General features: G+C 71.9%; 17 protein-coding genes and 1 pseudogene. 6 read left to right on the forward strand and 12 right to left on the reverse strand.

The genetic code is table 11. The features are described 5' to 3' along the window. Window positions 1-63 precede the first annotated feature (63 nt). From ACIGO6_RS19685 to ACIGO6_RS19700, 4 genes are read left to right on the forward strand one after another with little or no spacing between them, the layout of a single operon-like run. On the forward strand, window positions 64-351 hold the full coding sequence (locus tag ACIGO6_RS19685; RefSeq protein WP_399877683.1) for a hypothetical protein: 288 nt from the start codon (window positions 64-66) through the stop codon (window positions 349-351). A gap of 27 nt (window positions 352-378) precedes the next feature. Further along, window positions 379-1,215, forward strand: coding sequence for a hypothetical protein (locus ACIGO6_RS19690; RefSeq protein ID WP_399877685.1), 837 nt, complete (start codon window positions 379-381; stop codon window positions 1,213-1,215). A 26-nt stretch (window positions 1,216-1,241) separates the two neighbouring features. After that, on the forward strand, window positions 1,242-3,194 hold the full coding sequence (locus ACIGO6_RS19695) for a fumarate reductase/succinate dehydrogenase flavoprotein subunit (protein WP_399877688.1): 1,953 nt from the start codon (window positions 1,242-1,244) through the stop codon (window positions 3,192-3,194). Beyond that, window positions 3,191-3,958, forward strand: a complete 768-nt coding sequence (locus tag ACIGO6_RS19700) for a succinate dehydrogenase/fumarate reductase iron-sulfur subunit (RefSeq protein ID WP_399877691.1) — start codon at window positions 3,191-3,193, stop codon at window positions 3,956-3,958. The genes ACIGO6_RS19695 and ACIGO6_RS19700 overlap by 4 nt, the downstream gene beginning before the upstream one ends. Before the next feature lie 182 nt (window positions 3,959-4,140). Here ACIGO6_RS19700 and ACIGO6_RS19705 read toward each other — a convergent pair whose 3' ends face one another. The 9 genes from ACIGO6_RS19705 to ACIGO6_RS19745 form a co-directional block, all read right to left on the reverse strand. After that, on the reverse strand, window positions 4,141-5,271 hold the full coding sequence (locus ACIGO6_RS19705) for a hypothetical protein (RefSeq protein ID WP_399877694.1): 1,131 nt from the start codon (window positions 5,269-5,271) through the stop codon (window positions 4,141-4,143). A 241-nt stretch (window positions 5,272-5,512) separates the two neighbouring features. Next, window positions 5,513-8,122, reverse strand: coding sequence for a SpoIIE family protein phosphatase (locus tag ACIGO6_RS19710; protein WP_399877696.1), 2,610 nt, complete (start codon window positions 8,120-8,122; stop codon window positions 5,513-5,515). A 251-nt stretch (window positions 8,123-8,373) separates the two neighbouring features. After that, complete coding sequence (locus ACIGO6_RS19715; RefSeq protein ID WP_399877698.1) at window positions 8,374-8,784, reverse strand: ATP-binding protein; 411 nt, start codon at window positions 8,782-8,784, stop codon at window positions 8,374-8,376. Window positions 8,785-9,008: 224 nt separating this feature from the next. Then, window positions 9,009-9,431 (reverse strand): (deoxy)nucleoside triphosphate pyrophosphohydrolase, encoded by a 423-nt coding sequence (locus ACIGO6_RS19720; RefSeq protein WP_399877701.1) that lies wholly within the window; start codon window positions 9,429-9,431, stop codon window positions 9,009-9,011. Window positions 9,432-9,487: 56 nt separating this feature from the next. Next, window positions 9,488-9,679 carry an SPOR domain-containing protein gene (locus ACIGO6_RS19725; RefSeq protein WP_399877703.1) on the reverse strand — a complete coding sequence of 64 codons (192 nt, stop codon included), beginning with the start codon at window positions 9,677-9,679 and terminating at the stop codon, window positions 9,488-9,490. 372 nt (window positions 9,680-10,051) lie between these two features. Next, entirely contained in the window at window positions 10,052-10,804 is a 753-nt protein-coding gene (locus tag ACIGO6_RS19730) for a GntR family transcriptional regulator (RefSeq protein WP_399877706.1), read from the reverse strand. A 147-nt stretch (window positions 10,805-10,951) separates the two neighbouring features. Continuing rightward, window positions 10,952-12,091, reverse strand: a complete 1,140-nt coding sequence (locus tag ACIGO6_RS19735) for a DUF4190 domain-containing protein (RefSeq protein ID WP_399878186.1) — start codon at window positions 12,089-12,091, stop codon at window positions 10,952-10,954. A 269-nt stretch (window positions 12,092-12,360) separates the two neighbouring features. Continuing rightward, a complete protein-coding gene (locus ACIGO6_RS19740) occupies window positions 12,361-13,941 on the reverse strand; it encodes a S8 family peptidase (RefSeq protein WP_399877708.1) in 1,581 nt (526 codons plus the stop codon). Between the two features lie 251 nt (window positions 13,942-14,192). Continuing rightward, a complete protein-coding gene (locus tag ACIGO6_RS19745; RefSeq protein ID WP_399877711.1) occupies window positions 14,193-15,023 on the reverse strand; it encodes an oxidoreductase in 831 nt (276 codons plus the stop codon). A gap of 91 nt (window positions 15,024-15,114) precedes the next feature. Between ACIGO6_RS19745 and ACIGO6_RS19750 the strand changes: the two genes are divergently transcribed. Beyond that, window positions 15,115-16,038, forward strand: coding sequence for a LysR substrate-binding domain-containing protein (locus ACIGO6_RS19750; RefSeq protein WP_399877714.1), 924 nt, complete (start codon window positions 15,115-15,117; stop codon window positions 16,036-16,038). Window positions 16,039-16,068: 30 nt separating this feature from the next. Here the strand turns inward: ACIGO6_RS19750 and ACIGO6_RS19755 are convergent. The 3 genes and pseudogenes from ACIGO6_RS19755 to ACIGO6_RS19765 form a co-directional block, all read right to left on the reverse strand. Beyond that, window positions 16,069-16,161, reverse strand: a pseudogene (locus tag ACIGO6_RS19755) (XRE family transcriptional regulator); the annotation flags it as partial. A 132-nt stretch (window positions 16,162-16,293) separates the two neighbouring features. Then, window positions 16,294-17,508 carry a glycosyltransferase gene (locus ACIGO6_RS19760; RefSeq protein WP_399877716.1) on the reverse strand — a complete coding sequence of 405 codons (1,215 nt, stop codon included), beginning with the start codon at window positions 17,506-17,508 and terminating at the stop codon, window positions 16,294-16,296. Beyond that, window positions 17,505-18,305 (reverse strand): MerR family transcriptional regulator, encoded by an 801-nt coding sequence (locus tag ACIGO6_RS19765; RefSeq protein ID WP_399877718.1) that lies wholly within the window; start codon window positions 18,303-18,305, stop codon window positions 17,505-17,507. Before ACIGO6_RS19765 ends, ACIGO6_RS19760 begins: the two co-directional genes overlap by 4 nt. A 241-nt stretch (window positions 18,306-18,546) precedes the next feature. On the opposite strand from ACIGO6_RS19765, the gene ACIGO6_RS19770 reads away from it, so the two are divergent. After that, window positions 18,547-19,212, forward strand: a complete 666-nt coding sequence (locus ACIGO6_RS19770; protein WP_399877719.1) for an MSMEG_1061 family FMN-dependent PPOX-type flavoprotein — start codon at window positions 18,547-18,549, stop codon at window positions 19,210-19,212. Window positions 19,213-19,427 lie beyond the last annotated feature (215 nt).

Raw genomic sequence — 19,427 nt, forward strand, 5'->3', positions numbered from 1 at the left:
GTCACCACCCAAGGCCGGCCCGGCCGTGTCCGACGGAAGCTCCGACGGAAGCGAGGTCACGTCATGTCCGTGCACAACGACCTGTCAGCGATGCAACGCAGTCTCGACGAACTGCTCCGGTCCGTGGCCCGGCTGGAACAGCAGATGGGCAGCGGCGACCTGGAGATCCGCCGGATACGGGCCGACGCGGACCGCCTGCGCGAGAGCGTCGCGCTGCTCCGGGAGGCCGCCGCGCAGGACGCGCCGAAGCGGCCGGAACTCGTCACGATCTCCGACGATCCGTACGACCTCTCGCTGTGGACGGATTCGGACGACGAGGGCCTCGGCGCCCGCGACCGCCACGCCCCCTGAACCCGACCGACCGACCGGAGTCGCCCCGTGGCCACTGGTACGGAACCCCCAGCCACCGACCCCCATCCCCGCGGCGGCGGCGTCCACACCCCGACGCGCGCCGCCATCCGCGCCCCGCACCTGCGCACCGACCGCTGGTGGCTGGCGCCGGCCGCCACCGCCGCGGGCCTGCTGGCCTTCGTCGTCTACTCGACCTGGCGGGCCTTCGCGAACGCCGACTACTACGCGGCCCCGTACGTCTCGCCGTTCTACTCCCCCTGCCTGGCGGAGAACTGCGTGCCGATGCGCGGCGGACCGAACTGGGAGCTGTTCGGCGCCTGGTGGGGCATCTCCCCCGCGATCATCATCCTGATCTTCCCGCTCGGCTTCCGCCTGACCTGCTACTACTACCGCAAGGCCTACTACCGGGGCTTCTGGGCGTCCCCGCCGGCCTGCGCGGTGGCCGAGCCGCACAAGAAGTACACCGGCGAGACCCGCTTCCCACTGATCCTGCAGAACATCCACCGGTACTTCTTCTACGCCGCACTCGTGGTCGCGCTGATCCTCACCTACGACACCGTGCTCGCCTTCCGCGACGAGCACTACGCGTGGGGGCACATGGGCCTGGGCACCCTGGTGTTCCTGGCCAACATCATGCTGATCTGGGCGTACACCCTCTCCTGCCACTCCTGTCGGCACATCGTCGGCGGCAAGCTCAAGCACTTCTCCCGGCACCCCGTGCGCTACCGGACGTGGCAGTTCGTGGGACGGCTCAACGCCCGCCACATGCAGCTCGCCTGGGCGTCGCTGGTGAGCGTGGCGCTCGCCGACTTCTACGTGTATCTCGTCGCGTCCGGTGCCTTCGACGATCCGCGCTTCTTCTGATGAGTTCCGATGAGTGAGGCCTTCTGATGTCCGTGGTCGACCGGCAGGAATGGGACGTCGTCGTGGTGGGCGCGGGCGGCGCGGGGCTGCGCGCCGCCATCGAGGCCCGTGAGCGGGGCGCCCGTACGGCCGTGATCTGCAAGTCGCTGTTCGGCAAGGCACACACCGTGATGGCCGAGGGCGGCATCGCGGCGGCGATGGCCAACGCCAACGAGCACGACAACTGGCAGGTCCACTTCCGCGACACCATGCGCGGCGGCAAGTTCCTCAACCAGTGGCGGATGGCCGAGCTGCACGCCCAGGAGGCCCCGCAGCGGGTGTGGGAGCTGGAGACCTGGGGCGCGCTGTTCGACCGCACGAAGGACGGCCGGATCTCGCAGCGCAACTTCGGCGGCCACGAGTACCCGCGCCTCGCCCACGTCGGCGACCGTACGGGGCTGGAGCTGATCCGCACCCTCCAGCAGAAGATCGTCGCGCTCCAGCAGGAGGACTTCCGCGAGAGCGGCGACTACGAGTCCCGGCTCAAGGTCTTCCAGGAGTGCACGGTCACCCGCGTGCTCAAGGAGGGCCGGGAGGTCTCGGGCGTCTTCGGCTACGAGCGCGAGACCGGCCGCTTCTTCGTGCTGGAGGCGCCCTCGGTGGTGATCGCCACGGGCGGCATCGGCAAGTCCTTCAAGGTGACGTCGAACTCGTGGGAGTACACGGGCGACGGCCACGCGCTGGCGCTGCTGGCCGGGGCGCCGCTGCTGAACATGGAGTTCGTGCAGTTCCACCCCACGGGGATGGTCTGGCCGCCGTCGGTGAAGGGCATCCTCGTCACCGAGTCGGTGCGCGGCGACGGCGGGGTGCTGCGGAACTCCGACGGCAAGCGGTTCATGTTCGACTACGTCCCCGACGTCTTCAAGGACAAGTACGCGGTGACGGAGGAGGAGGCCGACCGCTGGTACGACGACCCGGACCACAACCGGCGGCCCCCGGAGCTCCTCCCCCGCGACGAGGTCGCGCGCGCGATCAACGCCGAGGTGAAGGAGGGCCGGGGCTCCCCGCACGGCGGCGTCTTCCTCGACGTGTCCACCCGGATGTCCGCCGACGTGATCCAGCGCCGGCTGCCCTCGATGTACCACCAGTTCAAGGAGCTGGCCGACGTCGACATCACGGCCGAGCCGATGGAGGTCGGGCCCACCTGCCACTACGTGATGGGCGGCATCGCCGTCGACTCCGACACGGCCGCCGCGCGCGGGGTGCCGGGGCTGTACGCGGCCGGTGAGGTGGCCGGCGGCATGCACGGCTCCAACCGGCTCGGCGGCAACTCGCTGTCCGACCTGCTGGTCTTCGGGCGCCGGGCGGGCTGGCACGCGGCCGAGTACGCGGCGGGGCGGGCGGAGGGGACGCGGCCCCGGGCGGACGACGCGCAGGTCGACGCCGCGGCCGCGGAGGCGCTGCGTCCGTTCTCGGCGGAGGCGGAGGCGCAGAGGCAGGAGCAGCCCGACGACGGCCCGCCGGAGAACCCGTACACCCTCCACCAGGAACTCCAGCAGACGATGAACGACCTGGTCGGCATCATCCGCCGCGAGCCGGAGATGAAGCAGGCCCTGGAGAAACTCGCGGAGCTGCGAGTACGCGCCCGCCGGGCCGGCGTGGAGGGGCACCGGCAGTTCAACCCGGGCTGGCACCTCGCCCTGGACCTGCGCAACATGCTGCTGGTCAGCGAGTGCGTGGCGCGGGCCGCGCTGGAGCGCACCGAGTCGCGCGGCGGACACACCCGCGAGGACCATCCCTCGATGGACCGCAGGTGGCGCCCGGCCAACCTGCTGTGCACGCTGGCCGACCCGAGCGGCGGCCTGGCGGCGACGGACCCGGAGCGCGGCCAGATCACCCTGGAACGGCAGACCACCGAGCCGATCCGACCCGACCTGCTCGCCCTCTTCGAGAAGGAGGAGCTGGTGAAGTACCTCGCCGAGGAGGAGCTGTCCGAATGAGCGGCTACGAGGCCCGCTTCAAGGTGTGGCGCGGTGACGTGGACGGCGGCGGCCTGGAGGACTTCAGGGTCGAGGTGCACGACGGCGAGGTGGTCCTCGACATCATCCACCGCCTCCAGGCCACCCAGGCCCCCGACCTCGCCGTGCGCTGGAACTGCAAGGCGGGCAAGTGCGGTTCGTGCTCGGCGGAGATCAACGGACGCCCCCGGCTGCTGTGCATGACCCGGATGTCCGTCTTCTCCCGCGAGGAGACGATCACCGTCACGCCCCTGCGCGCCTTCCCCGTCGTCCGTGACCTGGTGACGGACGTCGGCTTCAACTACACCAAGGCCCGCGAGGTCCCGGCGTTCGTCCCGCCCGCCGACCTCGGGCCCGGCGAGTACCGGATGATGCAGGAGGACGTGGACCGCTCGCAGGAGTTCCGCAAGTGCATCGAGTGCTTCCTGTGTCAGGACACCTGCCATGTCGTCCGCGACCACGAGGAGAACAAGCCGGCCTTCGCGGGCCCGCGCTTCCTCATGCGCGTCGCCGAACTGGACATGCACCCGCTGGACGCGGCCGGGGACACCGGCCTGGACCGCAGCCGCGCGGCCCAGGACGACCACGGCCTCGGCTACTGCAACATCACCAAGTGCTGCACGGAGGTCTGCCCCGAGGGCATCAAGATCACGGACAACGCGCTGATCCCGTTGAAGGAGCGGGCCGTGGACCGCAAGTACGACCCGCTGGTGTGGCTGGGGTCGAAGATCCGGCGCCGGACCTAGGGCCTGTCGTTTGGATCAGGCCGGCCGTAAGGTGCAGCACCTCTTGGCCGACCCGAGCGGGCTCTGGTGCGTGCAGCTGCAAGGCGGAGGAGGGCGTCAACGCGGAGCGTTGGCAACCGACGACAACGCGGCAGATGTGCGTGCCAGAGCCCGCGACGCCGGGATGATCCAAACGACAGGCCCTAGCGGACCCAGCCCTCCCGGTACTCGTCCCAGTTCGTCTCCGTCGCCGCGAAGTCGATGTACGGGGCGACGCCGAAGAGCTCGCGGTCGGGGTCGGTGCGGGACAGGCCGAGGCGGGCGCCGCGGACGGCGGCGGCGACCGTCTCCGCGTGACCCCAGTGGTCGAAGTTGCTCTCGTGGTAGAAGGGCAGGCCGATCAGCAGGTGGGTGCTGGGCGGGGTGACCTCCAGGGCGAGTGAGGTCTGCTGGGCCACGTAGCCGCCGTAGGTGCCCTCCAGCGGCTGCGCGGTGTCGTACGTCATCACGGCGATCTGGTCGACGCGGCGGGCGACCTGGCCGAAGAACTCCTGCGACCACCACTTGGGGTGCTCGGTGAAGACGCCGAAGACGGTGTGGAGGGCCGGGAGCGGGTCGATCTGGTGGGCGGCCACGGACAGCTGCGCGCCCTGGGCGCGGGTGACGGCGCGCAGGTCGTCCAGGAGGGAGAGGTAGTTCCGGTCGCCCGAGTGCAGGGGCTCCAGGTCGAGGTGGACGCCGTCGTAGCCGGCGGCGAGGACCTGGCGGGCCGAGTCGACGACGGCGGCGCGGGTGCCGGCCTTCTCCAGGTGCATGCCGTCGGGGCCCTCGGTGGCGAGGACGTCGCCGAGGAAGGCCTGGACGCGGACGCCGGGCAGCTCCTTGTGCACGGCGTCGATCAGCCAGCGGGCCTTGGGGTACAGGGACTCGGGCAGGGTGCCGTCGTGCTCCATCGGGCCGGTGTGGACGTACAGGTCGCGGATGCCGGTGGTCTTGACGCGGCGGGCGAAGGCGGCGAGGTCGGCGTCGGTCTTGCGGCCGTCGACCCAGGCGTGGCCGAGCCACATCGCGTCGCGGTTCCTGGTGTACGTGCCGTCGGCGGGGTCTCCCATGTAGTTGACGCGGAGGGCGGCCTGGGCGGTGAGGAGGGGGAGGAGCAGGACGAGGAGGAGGGTGAGGGCGGTACGGCGGACGAGGCGTAGCCGTCTCCTCATTTTCGAGTCCCCGCCCGCATCGTCCGTGCGGCTTGCCTCCTCGGGTGCGGGTGGTCCCTGGGAGGCGTCCTCGCTGTCGGCGGTTGCCGGTTCGGTGGTCTTCGACTCCGTGTGCTCCATGGCGTTCCCCTCCCTGTGGCCCGTCCCCGGTCGCGGTGGCCGGGTTCCGCGCATACGCTCAAGCGTGTTGCCAGCGGGGACGAGTCGAACCGGTGTTCCGGTTGCGGTCAGGGGTGCGGCGCGATGATCTCCGCCGACCTGGTGCCGCCCCTGGTCACGGCCGGGGCGGCGTTGCTGCTGGCCGGATACGGGTATGTGCGCCGCGTCCGGCGCGCCCGGAGCCGTACGACACCGGGACGCGTCAGAAGAGGCTCAGCAAGGCCTCCGCGGGGTCCGTGAGCTGGGTGTCGCCGCCCGGCAGGGGCAGCTCGAACCACACCGTCTTGCCCCGCGGCGTACGGCGTGAGCCCCAGGCCGCGCTGAGCAGGCCGACGAGTTGCAGGCCTCGGCCGCCCTCGTCGGTGTCGCGGGCGCGGCGCCGGCGGGGCTGCACCAGGCCGGAGTCCCAGACCTCGCAGACCAGGGTGCGGTCGAGGAGGAGACGGAGTCTGATCTCGCCCTCGCCGTACCTCAGGGCGTTGGTGACGAGCTCGCTGACGAGCAGTTCGGTCGTGTCGACCAGCGGCTCCATGTCCCAGCCGAGCAGCTGGGCGCGGGCCAGTTCGCGGGCGCGGCCGACGCTGCGCGGCTCGCGCGGCAGGGTCCAGTCGCCGACCGAGTCGCTGGGCAGGCCCTGGACGCGGGCCATCAGCAGCGCGATGTCGTCCTCGCCGTGGTGGCTGTCGAGGGTGTTGAGGACCTGGTCGCAGACGTCCTCCAGGGGCCGGGTGGGGTCGGTGAGGGCGCCCACGAAGGCCTGGAGCCCCTCGTCGAGGGGGTGGTCGCGGCTCTCGACCAGGCCGTCCGTGTAGAGCGCGAGCAGGGCGCCCTCGGGCAGTTCGACCTCCACCTCCTCGAAGGGTTCCCCGCCGACGCCGAGCGGCAGGCCCGGCGGCACGTCGAGCATCAGCGCGGACTCGCCGCGCTCGACGAGGACGGGGGGCAGATGGCCCGCGTTGGCGAAGGTGCAGCGCCTGGTCACCGAGTCGTAGACGGCGTAGACGCAGGTCGCCAGGTAGACCTCGGAGAGGTCGGCCTCGCGGGGGCGGCGGGCGGCCCGGGTCGCCTGCTGGACGCCCCCGGGTGCGCCGAGGCCGCGCGCGATCTCGTCCAGTTGGGAGAGCACTTCGGCCGGTTCGAGGTCGAGCTGGGCCAGGGTGCGCACGGCGGTGCGGAGTTCACCCATGGCGACCGCGGCGCGCAGGCCGCGGCCCATGACGTCTCCGACGACCAACGCGGTGCGGTGGCCGGGGAGTTCGATGACGTCGAACCAGTCGCCGCCGACCTCGCTGGGCCGGCCGGTGGCCGCGTTGCCGGGCAGGTAGCGGCAGGCGATGTCGAGTCCGGAGGCCTCGGGGTCGCCGGGCGGGAGCAGGGACCGTTGCAGTATCAGCGCGCGTTCGTGTTCGCGGCGGTAGAGGCGGGCGTTGTCGATGCAGACGGCGGCGCGCGCGGCCAGTTCCACGGCGAGGTCGCGGTCGCGGTCCCCGAACGGCTCGCTGCCCTTGGTCCGGGAGAACTGCGCCAGTCCTACGACCGTGTCGTGGGCGACCATCGGCACGGCGAGCGTGGACTGCACGAGGCCGCCGTCCTCGGCGGGGACGGTGCGGGGGCGGGCCGTGCGCAGGGCGTCCGCGCAGGGCGAGTTGAACGGGTAGTGGTGGACGGCGCCGAGCCGGACCCGCTCGCCGGTGTCGTGGAACGGCGCGTCGGAGACGGCGCTGGAGAAGGCGACGCGGCGCAGCTCGGCGCTGCCGTCGGCGAGGCCGGGCGGGGTCTCGTCGCCCACCAGCAGGCCCTGGTAGAGGTCGACGGTGGCCAGGTCGCAGAAGCCGGGGACGACGACGTCGAGGAGTTCGCGGGCGGTGGTCTCCAGGTCGAGGGAGTTGCCGATGCGGGCACCGGCCTCGTTGAGGAGGGCCAGGTTGCGCCGGGCGGCGGCGGCCTCGCGGGCGGCGGCGCGGCGGGCGGTGATGTCGGTTCCCAGCCAGGCGATGCCGATGGGGCGGCCGGTACCGCTGTGGACGCGGTAGAGGTTGACGGACCAGTGGCGGCGCTCGTCGGAGCCCGGCACGAAGCCCGTGACGTGCATGTCGGTGATGGAGTCGCCGCTCTCCAGCACCCGGCGCAGGGTCGCGGAGACCCGGTCGGCCTCGGCGCGCGGCAGATAGTCGTGGACGCCCTTGCCGCGGTGGTCGTCGGGGGTGCCGCCGAAGACGGAGGCGAACCGCTGGTTGGCGCGGCGCACCCGGAGGTCGGGGTCGATCAGCAGGAAACCGAACGGAGACTGGCCGAAAATCGCCTGCGAGGCGGCGAGGTCGGTCTCGATGCTGCGCAGCACGCGGACGTCGACGACGATACAGACGGCGGCCTTCTCCCCGTCCTCCGTACGCGTCGGCATGACGTACACCTCGGCGAGCCCGCGCTGCCCGCGTCCACGCCGGCCGCCGTCCTCGACACCGCCCTCGGCACCGCTGTTCGGCGCACGGAAGGGGACCACGCCGGTCCACTCCCGTCCGTCGAGGATTTCGGCCATCTTCCGCTGGCCGCGCTCGCGCAGGTCGGGGTCGATGAACGCCTCGATGGGGTCGGTGCCCACGGCGTCCTCGGCCCGGATGCCGAGCAGTTGCTCCGCGCGCAGGCTCCACTGGTCGACGAGCCCGTCGGGGCCGATGGAGAAGGACGCGACCTTGATGTAGTCGTAGATGGAGCCGGGTGGGCTGCTCTGCCACACCGCGTCACCGAGTGGCGCGCCTTCCGACGGGCCCTCGGACTCCGTGGACTCCGTGGCCCTCGCTGGTATCTCGCTCACGCGAACCGTCCCCTCCAGCTCACCGCGTCCGGCACCGGTCACCGGGGGCGGCTGCCCGCAGTATCCAGCACTACGGCGCCGCACAACACGGTGTTCACGATCACAGCACGGTCCCGATGGTTTTCGGTCCGGACCGTGACAACACTTCCAGTCTTCTAACCAGCGGACACGGCATCGAATCACGTAGTTCGACAACTGCCACTGGCGTGAACCAGTTGGCGGGCGCGCACCGGCGTCGCGGCGGCGCGAGGTCAGGGTGGCAACGCGAGTTCGAACCACACCGTCTTGCCCGCCCCTCCGGGCCGGGTGCCCCAGCGGCTGGCGGAGGAGGCGACCAGTTGCAGGCCCCTGCCGCCCTCGTCCCCGGGCTGGGGGACGCGCCTGCGGGGCGGGTCCGGGAGCGGGTCGGAGACCTCGACGAGCAGGGAGCCGTCCAGGCCGGCCGGGTGGTGCACCAGGCGGACGCCGATGGGGCCGGTGGCGTGCCGCAGGGCGTTGGTGACCAGCTCGCTGACCAGCAGGGCGGTGATGTCGCCGACGCTGTCGAGACCCCATCCGTGCAGGGTGCCGCGGACGAGGGAGCGGGCGCTCCGCACGGCGTCCGGTGACGCGGGGAAGACCCACTCGACGCAGTCGCCTTCGCTGTCGGACACGCCGATCACTTCCCGGCCAGCGACCCCGACCCATGTCCGGTTTCAAGGGGCAACTGGAGGATGAGTGGAGGAGAACTGGAGGATGACTGGAGATGAGTGGAGATGAGTGGAGGTGAGTGGAGGTGAGTGGATTAAGTAGGACTAAGAGGCCCATACCCGATATCCGCGCACCGGTACCGTCACAGGGGCGCACAGTGGCGCCGACGGCGTACGCGGCGCTCACGCCCGTCGGTTCACGCGCCTCGCCCATCGGCCGGCCCCAGCCCCAGATGCGCGAGCGTCCGCTCCACGGCCGGGACGTCCTGGTCCAGCCACGGGACGTCCCAGATCTCGGCGGGCGTGAGCCAGCGCAGGGCGTCGTGGTCCTCGAGAGGGGCGGGGGCGGCGGAGCCGGGAAGCAGGCGCGCGGTCCACACGTGCAGGACGAACGGGGCCCTCAGCGGCCACTGCCCCGGCACCCGCTCACCGGGCTCGGCCGCCACGCCGAGCTCCTCTCGCAGCTCCCGCACGAGAGCGGCCTCCGGCGCCTCACCGGCCTCGACCTTGCCACCGGGCAACTCCCAGCGTCCGGCCAGGTCGGCCGGTGCGCTGCGCCGCGCGGCGAGCAGCCGTCCACCGTCGACCAGCGCGGCAGCCACCACGATCCGTTCCGTCATGCGCCGGAGCATAAGGCCTGCCGGCCGGTGGGGGACCGAGAGGCCGGACGCCCGGATCAGTCCGCCGGGCCCGAGGGCTTCGGGGTGAGTTTCTCGACCCAGTAGAGCTGCTCGCGGCCGGGACCGTCGAGGGTGTCCGCGATCCTCTGGGCCTCGGCCCGGGTCGCGTACCTGCCCACGCGGTAGCGGTTGCCGTTGTCGTCCTGCCGGAAGACCAGCCAGGGAAGAGTGACCGTGCCGTCGTTCATCGCGCCCCTCCACTTCCCGTCCACGGCCCGCGCCGCGCCCCGCCCGATAACGAAACCGCAATACGCATATGCCCGACCCTACGCCTAACCTTCACGCAGCGAATACGGCTTTGCACAAAGAGGTACGCAACCAGCCAGAACGCGGGGGGCGCACGATGTGGAACGCGCCGTCACCACGCACCTCCGCCTCCGGTCGGAGGCATGCCGGTACGGCGAGGACGACCTGCGAGAACGACCGGATTCCGGCGCCACTGGAACGAGGGCGGAGGGACCGGACACCCGTCCGAGCGCGAAAAGGGGGCGCGGGAGGCGCACGAGAGGCGTGCGCCATCTCACACCACCGTGGACGGGCGAACTCCCCCGACGGCGCCCCTACTTGACGGGCAGGTGGTACGCCACCCGGTACCGGTCGGCCGGGACGACCACGTCGGCCGTCTCGACCGCGCGGCCGGAGGCGTAGAAGGTGCGCTGGATGACCAGGACCACGTGGCCCGGGACGCCGCCCAGGGCGAGCAACTCCTCGGCGAGGCCGGGGCGGGCGCCGACCTCCTCGGTCACGTTGTCCACGACGACGTCGATGGCGGCCATCCGCTCGACGACGCCCATGCCGCCGAGCGGCCCCTCCTCCGGCAGCATCACCGGCGTACGCCCGGTGAGGTCGAGCGGCTCCCAGGAGGTGGAGAGCATCATCGCGTCGCCGGCCTCCCGGAAGACGTACCGCGTGCACATCACGCGGTCCCCCGGCTTGATCCCGAGCCGCTCGGCCACCTCGCCGCTCGCCTCGGCCTGCTCGCTGCGCGACTCCCACGTGCCGCGCGACTCACCGTCGGCCTGCTCCTGCCGGAAGGGGGTGGCGCCGCCCGCCGGCCGGAATCCGGAGCGGGCGATGCGCCGGGGCACCGGCCGCTCGCGCACATACGTCCCGGAACCGGAGCGGCCCTCGACGAGCCCCTCGGCCATCAGCACCTTGCGCGCCTCCAGGGCGACGGTGTCCGAGACGCCGTACTCCTCGCGGATCCGCGCCTGGGAGGGGAGGCGGGTGTGGGGCGGCAGCAGGCCGTCGGCGATCTTCTTGCGGAGATCACCCGCGACACGCAGATATGCCGGCTGCTCACCGAATGTCACTGGCCGCTCCCATCAGGTTGTACAGACAGCAAGAGCGTGGCAACCGTGGGTTGTGCCAGGCAAGCAAAGGCCAGAGAATCACTCGATGTGATGACTTGTGGCCGCGAGGGGCATCACGCAGGCACTTTCTCCCCACTGCCGCCGCCGTCACACCTCCCGCCCCGGGCTCTCACCCCCGCCGTCGCCGCCTTCGTCGTACTCCGGCCGGGTCGTGGCCAGGCCCAGCGCCTCGCGGGCGGTGACCGTCGTGTCGGCCACGACGAGGTCGTAGCCCTTGCCGTAGTGCTCGTAGAACGTGTCGAGGTCGGGCGCCTTCGCCGCCAGGCTCCACTCCTCCTGCGCCGCCTCCAGGTCCGCGACCAGGTCGGCGACCGGCCGTTCGGCGTCGCCGGACCAGCTGTGCGCGTTCAGCACCGAGAGCTCGCCCCTGAGCGCCTCCGACACCTGCCCCGCCCAGACCCGGTACCCGGCGAAGTCCTCCTCGACGGTCTCCGCCACGGGCACCTCGTCCATGGCCCGGTTGAGGTGGCCCTCCGCCAGCAGGTACGTGTGCTGGTCCGAGTCGAGCCCACGGCCGTCGTTGCGCAGCGAACCCGTCAGCGTGCCGCGTTCGTCCGTGTTCCCGAACAGGCAGGTGATCTCCCGGTCGCCCGTGCGCCAGCTCTGCGAGGTCGGCGTCAGGTAGTACACGTCGACGTCGACCGGCAGGGCCCAGCGGTCCATGGCGTAGGTGTCCTGGAGCGCGTAGCACTGGTCGTCGGCGGCCCGGGTGATCTCGTCGTCGCCGGGGAAGGCGCCGCCCGGCAGCTCGAAGGCGGCGAACACCTCGCCGTCGTGCTCCTCGTCGCAGGGCACCTCGTCGACGTCGTACGTCACTCCCTGCAGCGAGCCGCTGGGGGTGGTGAAGCACTCGCCCTTCTCGAGCGCGTAGGCGGTGCCCTCGCTCCGTGCGGCGTCCTTGAAGCCGTCCCAGAAGTCGGCGGCGGCGCCCGTGGAGAGCGTCACCGCCCACAGGACCAGCCCCACGGAGGACAGTACGGAACCGGCCACGGCGAACCCCTTGCCCCGTTCGCCCCTGCGCCTGATCTGGCCCAGCGCGATCAGTCCCAGCACGAGTCCGACCGCCGGCACGAAGCACAGGACGCCGAGGACGAAGGCGGCGACGGCGAGACCGTTGACGGGCGCCGGCCGGGGCGGGACGGTCCCGCAGGGGTGGCCCCACTGGGGGGCGGCGTACGGGCCCTGGGGGCACGGTCCTTGGGGCCCCGGCCCCGGGGGTGGCGGCATGGACACGGGTACCGTGCTCCTGTTCAGGCAGCTGGGCGGCGACGGGCCGGCGGAGGGTCCGCGGGTGCGGCGTACGGCGTGCGGCTGGGGCCGTACGGCTTGGCGCATCGTAAGCGCGGCGTGAACGGGGGCGGTATGCGGGTCGGCTGTCCCGCCGTGCACCGGCACACGTGCCTCGCCCCCGCGGTGGACCGGGTCACCGACCCGAAGCCGTGCCGCGAGGGCGAGTTCCTTCACTGAGCCGAACTGTCGTCAGATCCAGGGTTGCGTCAGAACTGCAGGGCCCAGGCGTCGATCCGCCCGGTGTCCCACGACGCGTTGTCGCTGACCCGCAGCTTCCACGTGCCGTTCGCGGTCTCCGAGGAGGCGTTGACGGTGTACGTGGTGTTGATGTCGTTCGCGCTGCCGCCGGTGCCGTACGCCTTGAGCGTGTACGCCGTGCCGTCCGGGGCGACCAGCTGGACCTGGAGGTCGCCGATGTAGCTGTGGACGATGTTCACGTCGACGGAGAGCGCCGAGGGCGCGTTGCCCGCGACGCCGGTGACGGTCACCGGGGACTCGACGGTGGCGTTGTCCTGGATCGTGTAGTCACCGGTGTTCTCGAAGCGGTCGCCGGGCGGGGGCGTGGTGCCGCCGTCGCCGACGTTCAGCAGGCGGTTGGGCGAGCCGCTGCCCGGGTTGGAGACGACGCCGCTGGTGGCGGCGGACGTCAGCGCGGTGGCGACCTGGGCGGGGGTGGCCGAGGGGTTGTCGGCCAGGTACAGAGCGGCGGCGCCGGCGACGTGCGGGCTCGCCATGGACGTACCGGAGATGGTGTTGGTGGCCGAGTCGCCGCTGTTCCAGGCCGAGGTGATGGACGAGCCGGGGGCGAACAGGTCAAGGACCGAGCCGTAGTTGGAGTAGCTGGCGCGGGCGTCGCTCGACGTGGTGGCGCCGACCGTGATCGCCTCCGTCACCCGGGCCGGGGACTTGGTGGAGGCGTTGGTGGACTCGTTGCCGGCCGCGACGGCGAAGGTGATGCCGGAGGCGATGGCGTTGCGGACGGCGGTGTCCAGGGCGCTGTCGGCGCCGCCGCCCAGCGACATGTTGGCGACGGCGGGCTTCACGGCGTTGCGGGCGACCCAGTCGATGCCGGCGACGACCTGGGCGGTGGTGCCGGAGCCGGAGTTGTCGAGGACCCGGACGCCGACGACCTTCGCCTGCTTGGCGACGCCGTAGGAGGTGCCCGCGACGGTGCCGGCGACGTGGGTGCCGTGGCCGTGGCCGTCCTGGGCGGTGTTGTCGTTGTCGATGGCGTCGTAGCCGTTGGAGGCGCGGCCGCCGAAGTCGCTGTGGGTGATGCGGACGCCGGTGTCGATGACGTACGCCGTCACGCCCTGCCCGGCGCTGTCCGGGTAGGTGTACGAGCTGTCCAGCGGGCGGTTCTGCTGGTCGATGCGGTCCAGGCCCCAGGAGGGCGGGTTGGGCTGGGTGCCGGTGACGTGGAAGGTGCGGTTCTGGACGACGGAGGCGACGGCCGGGTCGGCGGCGAGACGTTTCGCCTCGGTCTCCGAGGCCTCGACCGCGTAGCCGTTGAGCGCCTTGGTGTAGGTGCGCTCGATGTCGGCGCCGTACTTCTTCGCCAGGGCGCGGCCCTCGGCGGAGCCGGAGCTCGCCTCGTCCGCCTTGAGGGTCACGATGTAGCTGCCGGCGACGGCGTTCGCCGCGTCCTCGTACTGGATGCGGCCCTCCGCGGCGGTGGCGGGGAGCGCGGAGACGAGGCTCGCGGCGAGGGCCGCGGTGGCCGCGGCGCTGAGGACGGCCAGTCTTCGCCGGGTGGTGCGGTGGAGGTGGTGACGCAGCACTGCCATGTGAGGGGTCCTCCTCGGTGGGGTGGTGCATGGTGGGGTTCGTGCACGCCGAGCAGGCCGTCCCGGACGACATGCGGCATGGTCATGACCATGTCAATGCGGGGCGGCTTTGGTGCGTCAGCCGAAAGATTGAGGCTTCCAGAGGAATTGCACAAGAGGCCCTGCACGAATGTGCAGGGCCTCGCGCCGTTTGAGCGCCGTCGCTTCCCGGCGCCATTGCTCCCCGGCGCCATCGGCGCCCTGACGAAGGGTCAGTCGTCGAAGCCCGTCGCCCGGCTCCGCTTCTCCCACGCCTCGACGTCCCCGCGGACCTGGTCGAGATGGCCGAGAACCGCGCTCACACCGTCGTCACCGAGCGGCAGGCGCAGCGGGGTGCGCTCGGCCGCCAGGGCGTCCAGGATCAGCGCCGCCGCCTTCGCGGGGTCGCCGGGCTGGCTGCCGTCGCCCGCGGCGACCATCCCGCGGGTCTCGCCGACCTTGGCGTACACACCGCTGTCCGCGCTGATGCCCGCGTTCCCGGCTTCGAACAGGCCGGTGCGGAAGGCGCCCGGCTCGACGATCAGCACCTTGATGCCGAACTCCCGCACCTCGTCGGCCAGCCCTTCGGACAGGCCCTCCAGCGCGAACTTCGTGGCGCTGTACGCCGAGAAACCCGCGAAGGACAACTGCCCGCCCATGCTGCTCATCTGCACGATCGCGCCCGAGCGCCGCTCCCGCATGTGCGGCAGCACGGCCCGCGTCAGCGCGGCCGGCCCGAAGACGTGGACGTCGAACAGGGCGCGCAGCTCGTCCTCACCCGTCTCCTCCAGGGCACCGACGTGGGTGCGGCCGGCGTTGTTGACAAGTACGTCGATCCGCCCGTGCCGCGCCACCACGTCCCGAACGGCGGCCCCGGCCGCCGCCGTGTCGGCGACGTCCAGGCGCAGCGCCTCCATCTGGTCGGGATGGGCGGCCACCAGGTCGTCCAGCGCCTCGGGCCGCCGCGCCGCACCCACCACCACGTCGCCGTCGGCCAGGGCCGCCTCGGCGATCGCCCGCCCGAACCCGCTGCTCGCACCGGTGACCAGCCACACCTTGTTCATACCGACTCCCTCGTCTCCGTGTCTTCGACGTCAACCACTCTGCCCCGCAAGCCAGTTGCCCGTCCAAGACCCGGGGTGATAGCCAACGGTCATGACGACGGACGTGCATGTGCGGGAGCTGCGCTACTTCGCGACGGTGGCCGAGGAACTGCACTTCACCCGGGCGGCCGAGAGGCTGTACGTGTCCCAGCCCGCGCTGAGCAAGCAGATCCGGGCGCTGGAGAAACAGTTGGGCATCGAGCTCTTCCGGCGCGAACCGCGGGGCGTGTCGCTCACCGAGGCGGGCACGGCGCTGCTGCCGCACGCCCGGCGGATACTGGCCGACTGGACGGAGGGCGCGGCGGCGGTGGACGCGGCCCGGGCGGCCCGGCGCGGCACCCTGGTGGTCGGCATGAGCACCAGCCCCGGACGCGGCGGCCTGCTGCCCGCGATCCGCTCCCGCTTCACGGCCGCCCATCCCGACGCGCGCCTGCGGCTGCGGCAGGTGAGCTGGGAGGACCCGACGGCGGGCCTGGCCGACGGCACGGCCGACGTCGCCTACGTCTGGCTGCCCCTGCCCGACGCCGCCCGCTACGCCTGGACGGTGGTCGCCGAGGAACCCCGCGTGGTCGCCCTCCCCGACACCCACCCGCTCGCGGCCCGCGCGGAGATCGACTTCGCCGACCTGGCCGACGAGCCGTTCCTCGCCCTGCCGCCTCGGGCCGGGGTGCTGCGCGACTTCTGGCTGGCGATGGAGGAGCGGCAGGCACTGCCGGGGCACGCCGGTCGGCCGCCGCGCATCGGGGCGGAGATCGCCGGCACGGAGGAGACGTACGAGGCCCTCGTCGCCGGCCTCGGCGTCTGCCTCGTGGCCACGGGCAACGCCCCGCTGATCACCCTGGGCGGCGTGACCACCCGCCCGGTCCGCGGGCTTGGCCCCAGCCGCTACGCGCTGGCCCGGCGCCGGGAGGACGAGGGGCGGGTGCTGGTGCGGGGGTACGAGGAGGCGTGCCGACGGGTGGTCGGGCAGGAGTGACGGCCCGGCCTGTCGCGAGCCCCCGCCCCCGTCGGCCGCCTCACCGGGCGACAGCGTCAGGTCGCGCTCTGCGACCACCAGCCGCAGCCGGCCGCTCAGCACGTACAGCCACTCGAAGCCCTCGCGGGCCACGCGGACATCCTGTGGTAACTGATCGACGGCACGACGGGGCGCTGACACCCACAGGGCAATGCCTGTGCCGGTCCCCTACGGACAGGCCTCCTCGCGGATGACGGCGCGAGGAACGGATCGGCCTCATCCCTCGGTCAGTTGCTGGATGGCCTTGAGTGTCTTCAGTGCTCCGTTTTCGGTCGCCATGTGGTGTGCCGCTGTTGCGGCGGCTCGACTGTGTGACTGCTGCTTCACCACTTGGCGAAGGGAGTCGGCCAGCCGTTCGGCGGTGAGGGACTGGAAGGGGATCGGGTCGGTGCCGGCACCGAGGGCGGCGAGTCGCCCGGCCCAGAACGGCTGGTCCGCGGTCACGGGGACGGTGACCGCGGGCACCCCGGCGCGCAGCGCGGCGGCCGAGGTGCCGGCCCCGCCGTGGTGGACCACCGCGGCCAGCCGTGGGAACAACAGGGCGTGCGGTACGTCCCCGATGGTGAGCACGTCCTCCGCGTCGGCGGCGAGTTGGGCGCTGCCTGCCTGGAGGATGCCGCGCAGCCCGGCACGGCGCAGGGCTCGCACCGCGATCCCGCTCAGCCGCTCCCCGTCGCCGGACGCCATGCTGCCGAAGCCGACGAGGACGGGCCGGGGTCCGGCGCTCAGGAAATCCTCGATCTCGGAAGGCAGCCGCTCGGCCGGGTCGTGGTGGGGCCACCAGTTGCCCACGACGTCCAGGCCGGGGCGCCAGTCGGAGGGACGGGGCACCAGGGCCGTGCTGAATCCGTGCAGGATGGGCCAGTTCGCCTGTTCCTGCCGTCGGCGCACCTCGGCAGGGGAGGCCGGAGGGAGAGCGAGGCGGTGACGCAGTTGTGCGACCGCCTGTGCGTAGACGCGGTCGGCCATCCGCAGGGCGAAGCGTCCGGTTGCCCGGTTGGCGAGTCGGCCCAGTGAGCGGGAGCCGGTCACGACGGGTGGGAAGTCGCCGGTCGGTGCGGTGGGCTGGAGGTACACGCCGAGACTCGGTGTGCCCGTGGCCTCGGTGAGGTGCCAGCCGAGGGGGGCCGTGGTGGTCGACAGCAGGAGCAGGTCGGTGCCTTTGTCCACCGCGTCGGCGAAGCCCTGACCCAGTTCGGTGATGAACGCGGCAGCGGTCCGCATCAGGTCACGTTTGCTTGTGACATCGCCGTGCACCCGCGTGTCGGCGGGCAGACTGCGGAAATCCAGCCCTGCCTCGCGTGCGAGGGGTGCGAAGGTGTCGGTGGCGGCGAGGGCGACGTCGTAGCCGGCCCGGCGCAGTTCGGCGCCCAGGCCCGTGTAGGGCGCGACGTCGCCGCGCGATCCGGCCGCGGCGATCATGATCCTCATCGGTTCTCCTCACCATCGGTGCCGTCACCTGCGTGGCGGGCCGCGTTGGCGTGGACCGCCTCACGCGTGTAGGCGGCCAGGCCGGGGCGTTGCTGCGAGGGCGGTACGACCAGGGCGAAGGCACGCGGGTCGGCGACGAAGTCGTCCGCGATGCGCCGGTGCATGTCGGGCGGGCAGGAGGTGAACCAGCGGGCGATGTGCAGGCGATGTTCCTCGGCGAGGTCCATGGCCCGCTCGCCGCAGCTCGGCTCCCCTTCGTCGAAGGCCGCGAGCAGCTCCGCGCGCCAGGCGGCGGCTTCGCCCATGAGCCGGCGCCAGTCCTCCTTGGTGTGGGCGTCCGCGCGCGCCATCGCCTGGCGCTGTCCTTCCGAGTGCGCCCACTTCAGCTCCGCCTCGGTGGCGTAACTCAGGTCGAAGGCGACCTCGCCGAAGACCTCGAAGCGTTCCTCAGGCGTCAGGGGCACCCCGGTCTTCTGGACCTCTATGGCCCGTTCCGCCACCTCGACCAGCCGCTGCAGCCTGGCGATCTCCTCGTTCAGCTGTCGCTGCCGGGCTTGGAGTCGCGCCAGGGGGTTCACCTGCGGATCCTTGAAGATCGCGGCGATCTCTTCGAGAGGGAAGCCGAGCTCGCGGTAGAAGAGGATCTGCTGGAGCCGGACCAGGTCGGCCTCGCTGTAGAGCCGGTACCCGGCTTGGCTGCGGTCACTGGGCGAGAGCACTCCCGCCTTGTCGTAGTGATGCAGCGTACGCACCGTCACGCCGGCGAAGGCCGCGACCTGCCCCACGGAGTAGCTCATCCACCCGCCCTTTCGTCGGCACACAGCCTCAAGCCTGACGTAGGGGGAGGGTCAACTCGCGTTCCGCTGAGGGCGCGACGAGGTGTCACCGACCACGCCGGACCCGGCAAGCCGCGGACGGGCCGGCTCTACGCTGTCGGTCATCTCGCGCGCCTCAGGGAAAACTGCGGGCCAGGGGAGTTCCTGATCCACGACCTCATAGCGCGTGTCAACGAAGATCGCCCGGACTAGGGTCGCCGGTATGACGATCGACACCGATGCTGCCGGCTTGCTCTTCGATTCCCTCCGGGCGGACGCCCTCACCGGCCCGGACCAGCTGCGTGAGCTCTACCCGCAGCCGCACCCGAACGCGCTGCGCAAGGCGATCGACCGCCTGACCGAGGAGACCCGGGCGCTGATCGGCTGTTCCTCCCTGGTGTTCATCGGCAGTGCGGACCGCGAGGGCCGGGCGGACGTGACGCCGCGCGGCGGCCCGGCCGGGTTCGTCTCGGTGCTGGACGAGCAGACCCTGGTGATCCCCGACGCGACCGGCAACAAGCGGCTCGACACCCTGCACAACGTGCTGGAGACCGGACGCGTCGGGCTGCTCTTCCTCGTCCCCGGCCGCCCGACCACGCTGCGGGTCAACGGCCGCGCCTGTGTTTCGGCGCGCCCGGAGCTGCTCGCCCACCTCACTCCCGTGGGGAAGCCACCGGTCAGCGCGCTTGTGGTGCAGGTCGAGCAGGCCTATCCGCACTGCCCGAAGTCGCTGATGCGCGCCAACGCCTGGCGGCCGGAGCAGTGGTTGCCCGCTGACGCCCAGCCGACCAGCGCCGAGGTGATACTGGCCCAACTGGACCTGCCGGGCCTGACCCTGGACCAGATCGAGGAGGCCGAACGGGAGTCTCTGCGCCTGCGTTACGAGTGAGTTCGGTCGGCGCGATGCACACGGGACTTGGGCCCACCGTCATTCGGCCGCCGCCCCGCACCCCGACCGTGCCAAGTGGAGGGCCTGTACGACGGGGCAGCCCGCCACGTCTCGGCACTGACGGGCACGGGCGTCCTCCTCCCCAGCACGATCCCGGCACGGGAAAGACCGAGGGCCCGACTCCGTAGAGTCGAGCCCTCTCCGAACTGCACGTT

It is taken from the genome of Streptomyces sp. NPDC053750, assembly GCF_044544295.1.
Lineage (GTDB): Bacteria > Actinomycetota > Actinomycetes > Streptomycetales > Streptomycetaceae > Streptomyces.

Excerpts from the sequence above, each read along its gene's own strand:
- ACIGO6_RS19685 (WP_399877683.1), top strand. The coding sequence starts at position 64 with ATGTCCGTGCACAACGACCTGTCAGCGATGCAACGCAGTCTCGACGAA.
- ACIGO6_RS19695 (WP_399877688.1), top strand. The coding sequence starts at position 1,242 with ATGTCCGTGGTCGACCGGCAGGAATGGGACGTCGTCGTGGTGGGCGCG.
- ACIGO6_RS19700 (WP_399877691.1), top strand. The coding sequence starts at position 3,191 with ATGAGCGGCTACGAGGCCCGCTTCAAGGTGTGGCGCGGTGACGTGGAC.
- ACIGO6_RS19705 (WP_399877694.1), bottom strand. The coding sequence starts at position 5,271 with ATGGAGCACACGGAGTCGAAGACCACCGAACCGGCAACCGCCGACAGC.
- ACIGO6_RS19720 (WP_399877701.1), bottom strand. The coding sequence starts at position 9,431 with ATGACGGAACGGATCGTGGTGGCTGCCGCGCTGGTCGACGGTGGACGG.
- ACIGO6_RS19725 (WP_399877703.1), bottom strand. The coding sequence starts at position 9,679 with ATGAACGACGGCACGGTCACTCTTCCCTGGCTGGTCTTCCGGCAGGAC.
- ACIGO6_RS19735 (WP_399878186.1), bottom strand. The coding sequence starts at position 12,091 with ATGCCGCCACCCCCGGGGCCGGGGCCCCAAGGACCGTGCCCCCAGGGC.
- ACIGO6_RS19740 (WP_399877708.1), bottom strand. The coding sequence starts at position 13,941 with ATGGCAGTGCTGCGTCACCACCTCCACCGCACCACCCGGCGAAGACTG.
- ACIGO6_RS19745 (WP_399877711.1), bottom strand. The coding sequence starts at position 15,023 with ATGAACAAGGTGTGGCTGGTCACCGGTGCGAGCAGCGGGTTCGGGCGG.
- ACIGO6_RS19750 (WP_399877714.1), top strand. The coding sequence starts at position 15,115 with ATGACGACGGACGTGCATGTGCGGGAGCTGCGCTACTTCGCGACGGTG.
- ACIGO6_RS19760 (WP_399877716.1), bottom strand. The coding sequence starts at position 17,508 with ATGAGGATCATGATCGCCGCGGCCGGATCGCGCGGCGACGTCGCGCCC.
- ACIGO6_RS19765 (WP_399877718.1), bottom strand. The coding sequence starts at position 18,305 with ATGAGCTACTCCGTGGGGCAGGTCGCGGCCTTCGCCGGCGTGACGGTG.
- ACIGO6_RS19770 (WP_399877719.1), top strand. The coding sequence starts at position 18,547 with ATGACGATCGACACCGATGCTGCCGGCTTGCTCTTCGATTCCCTCCGG.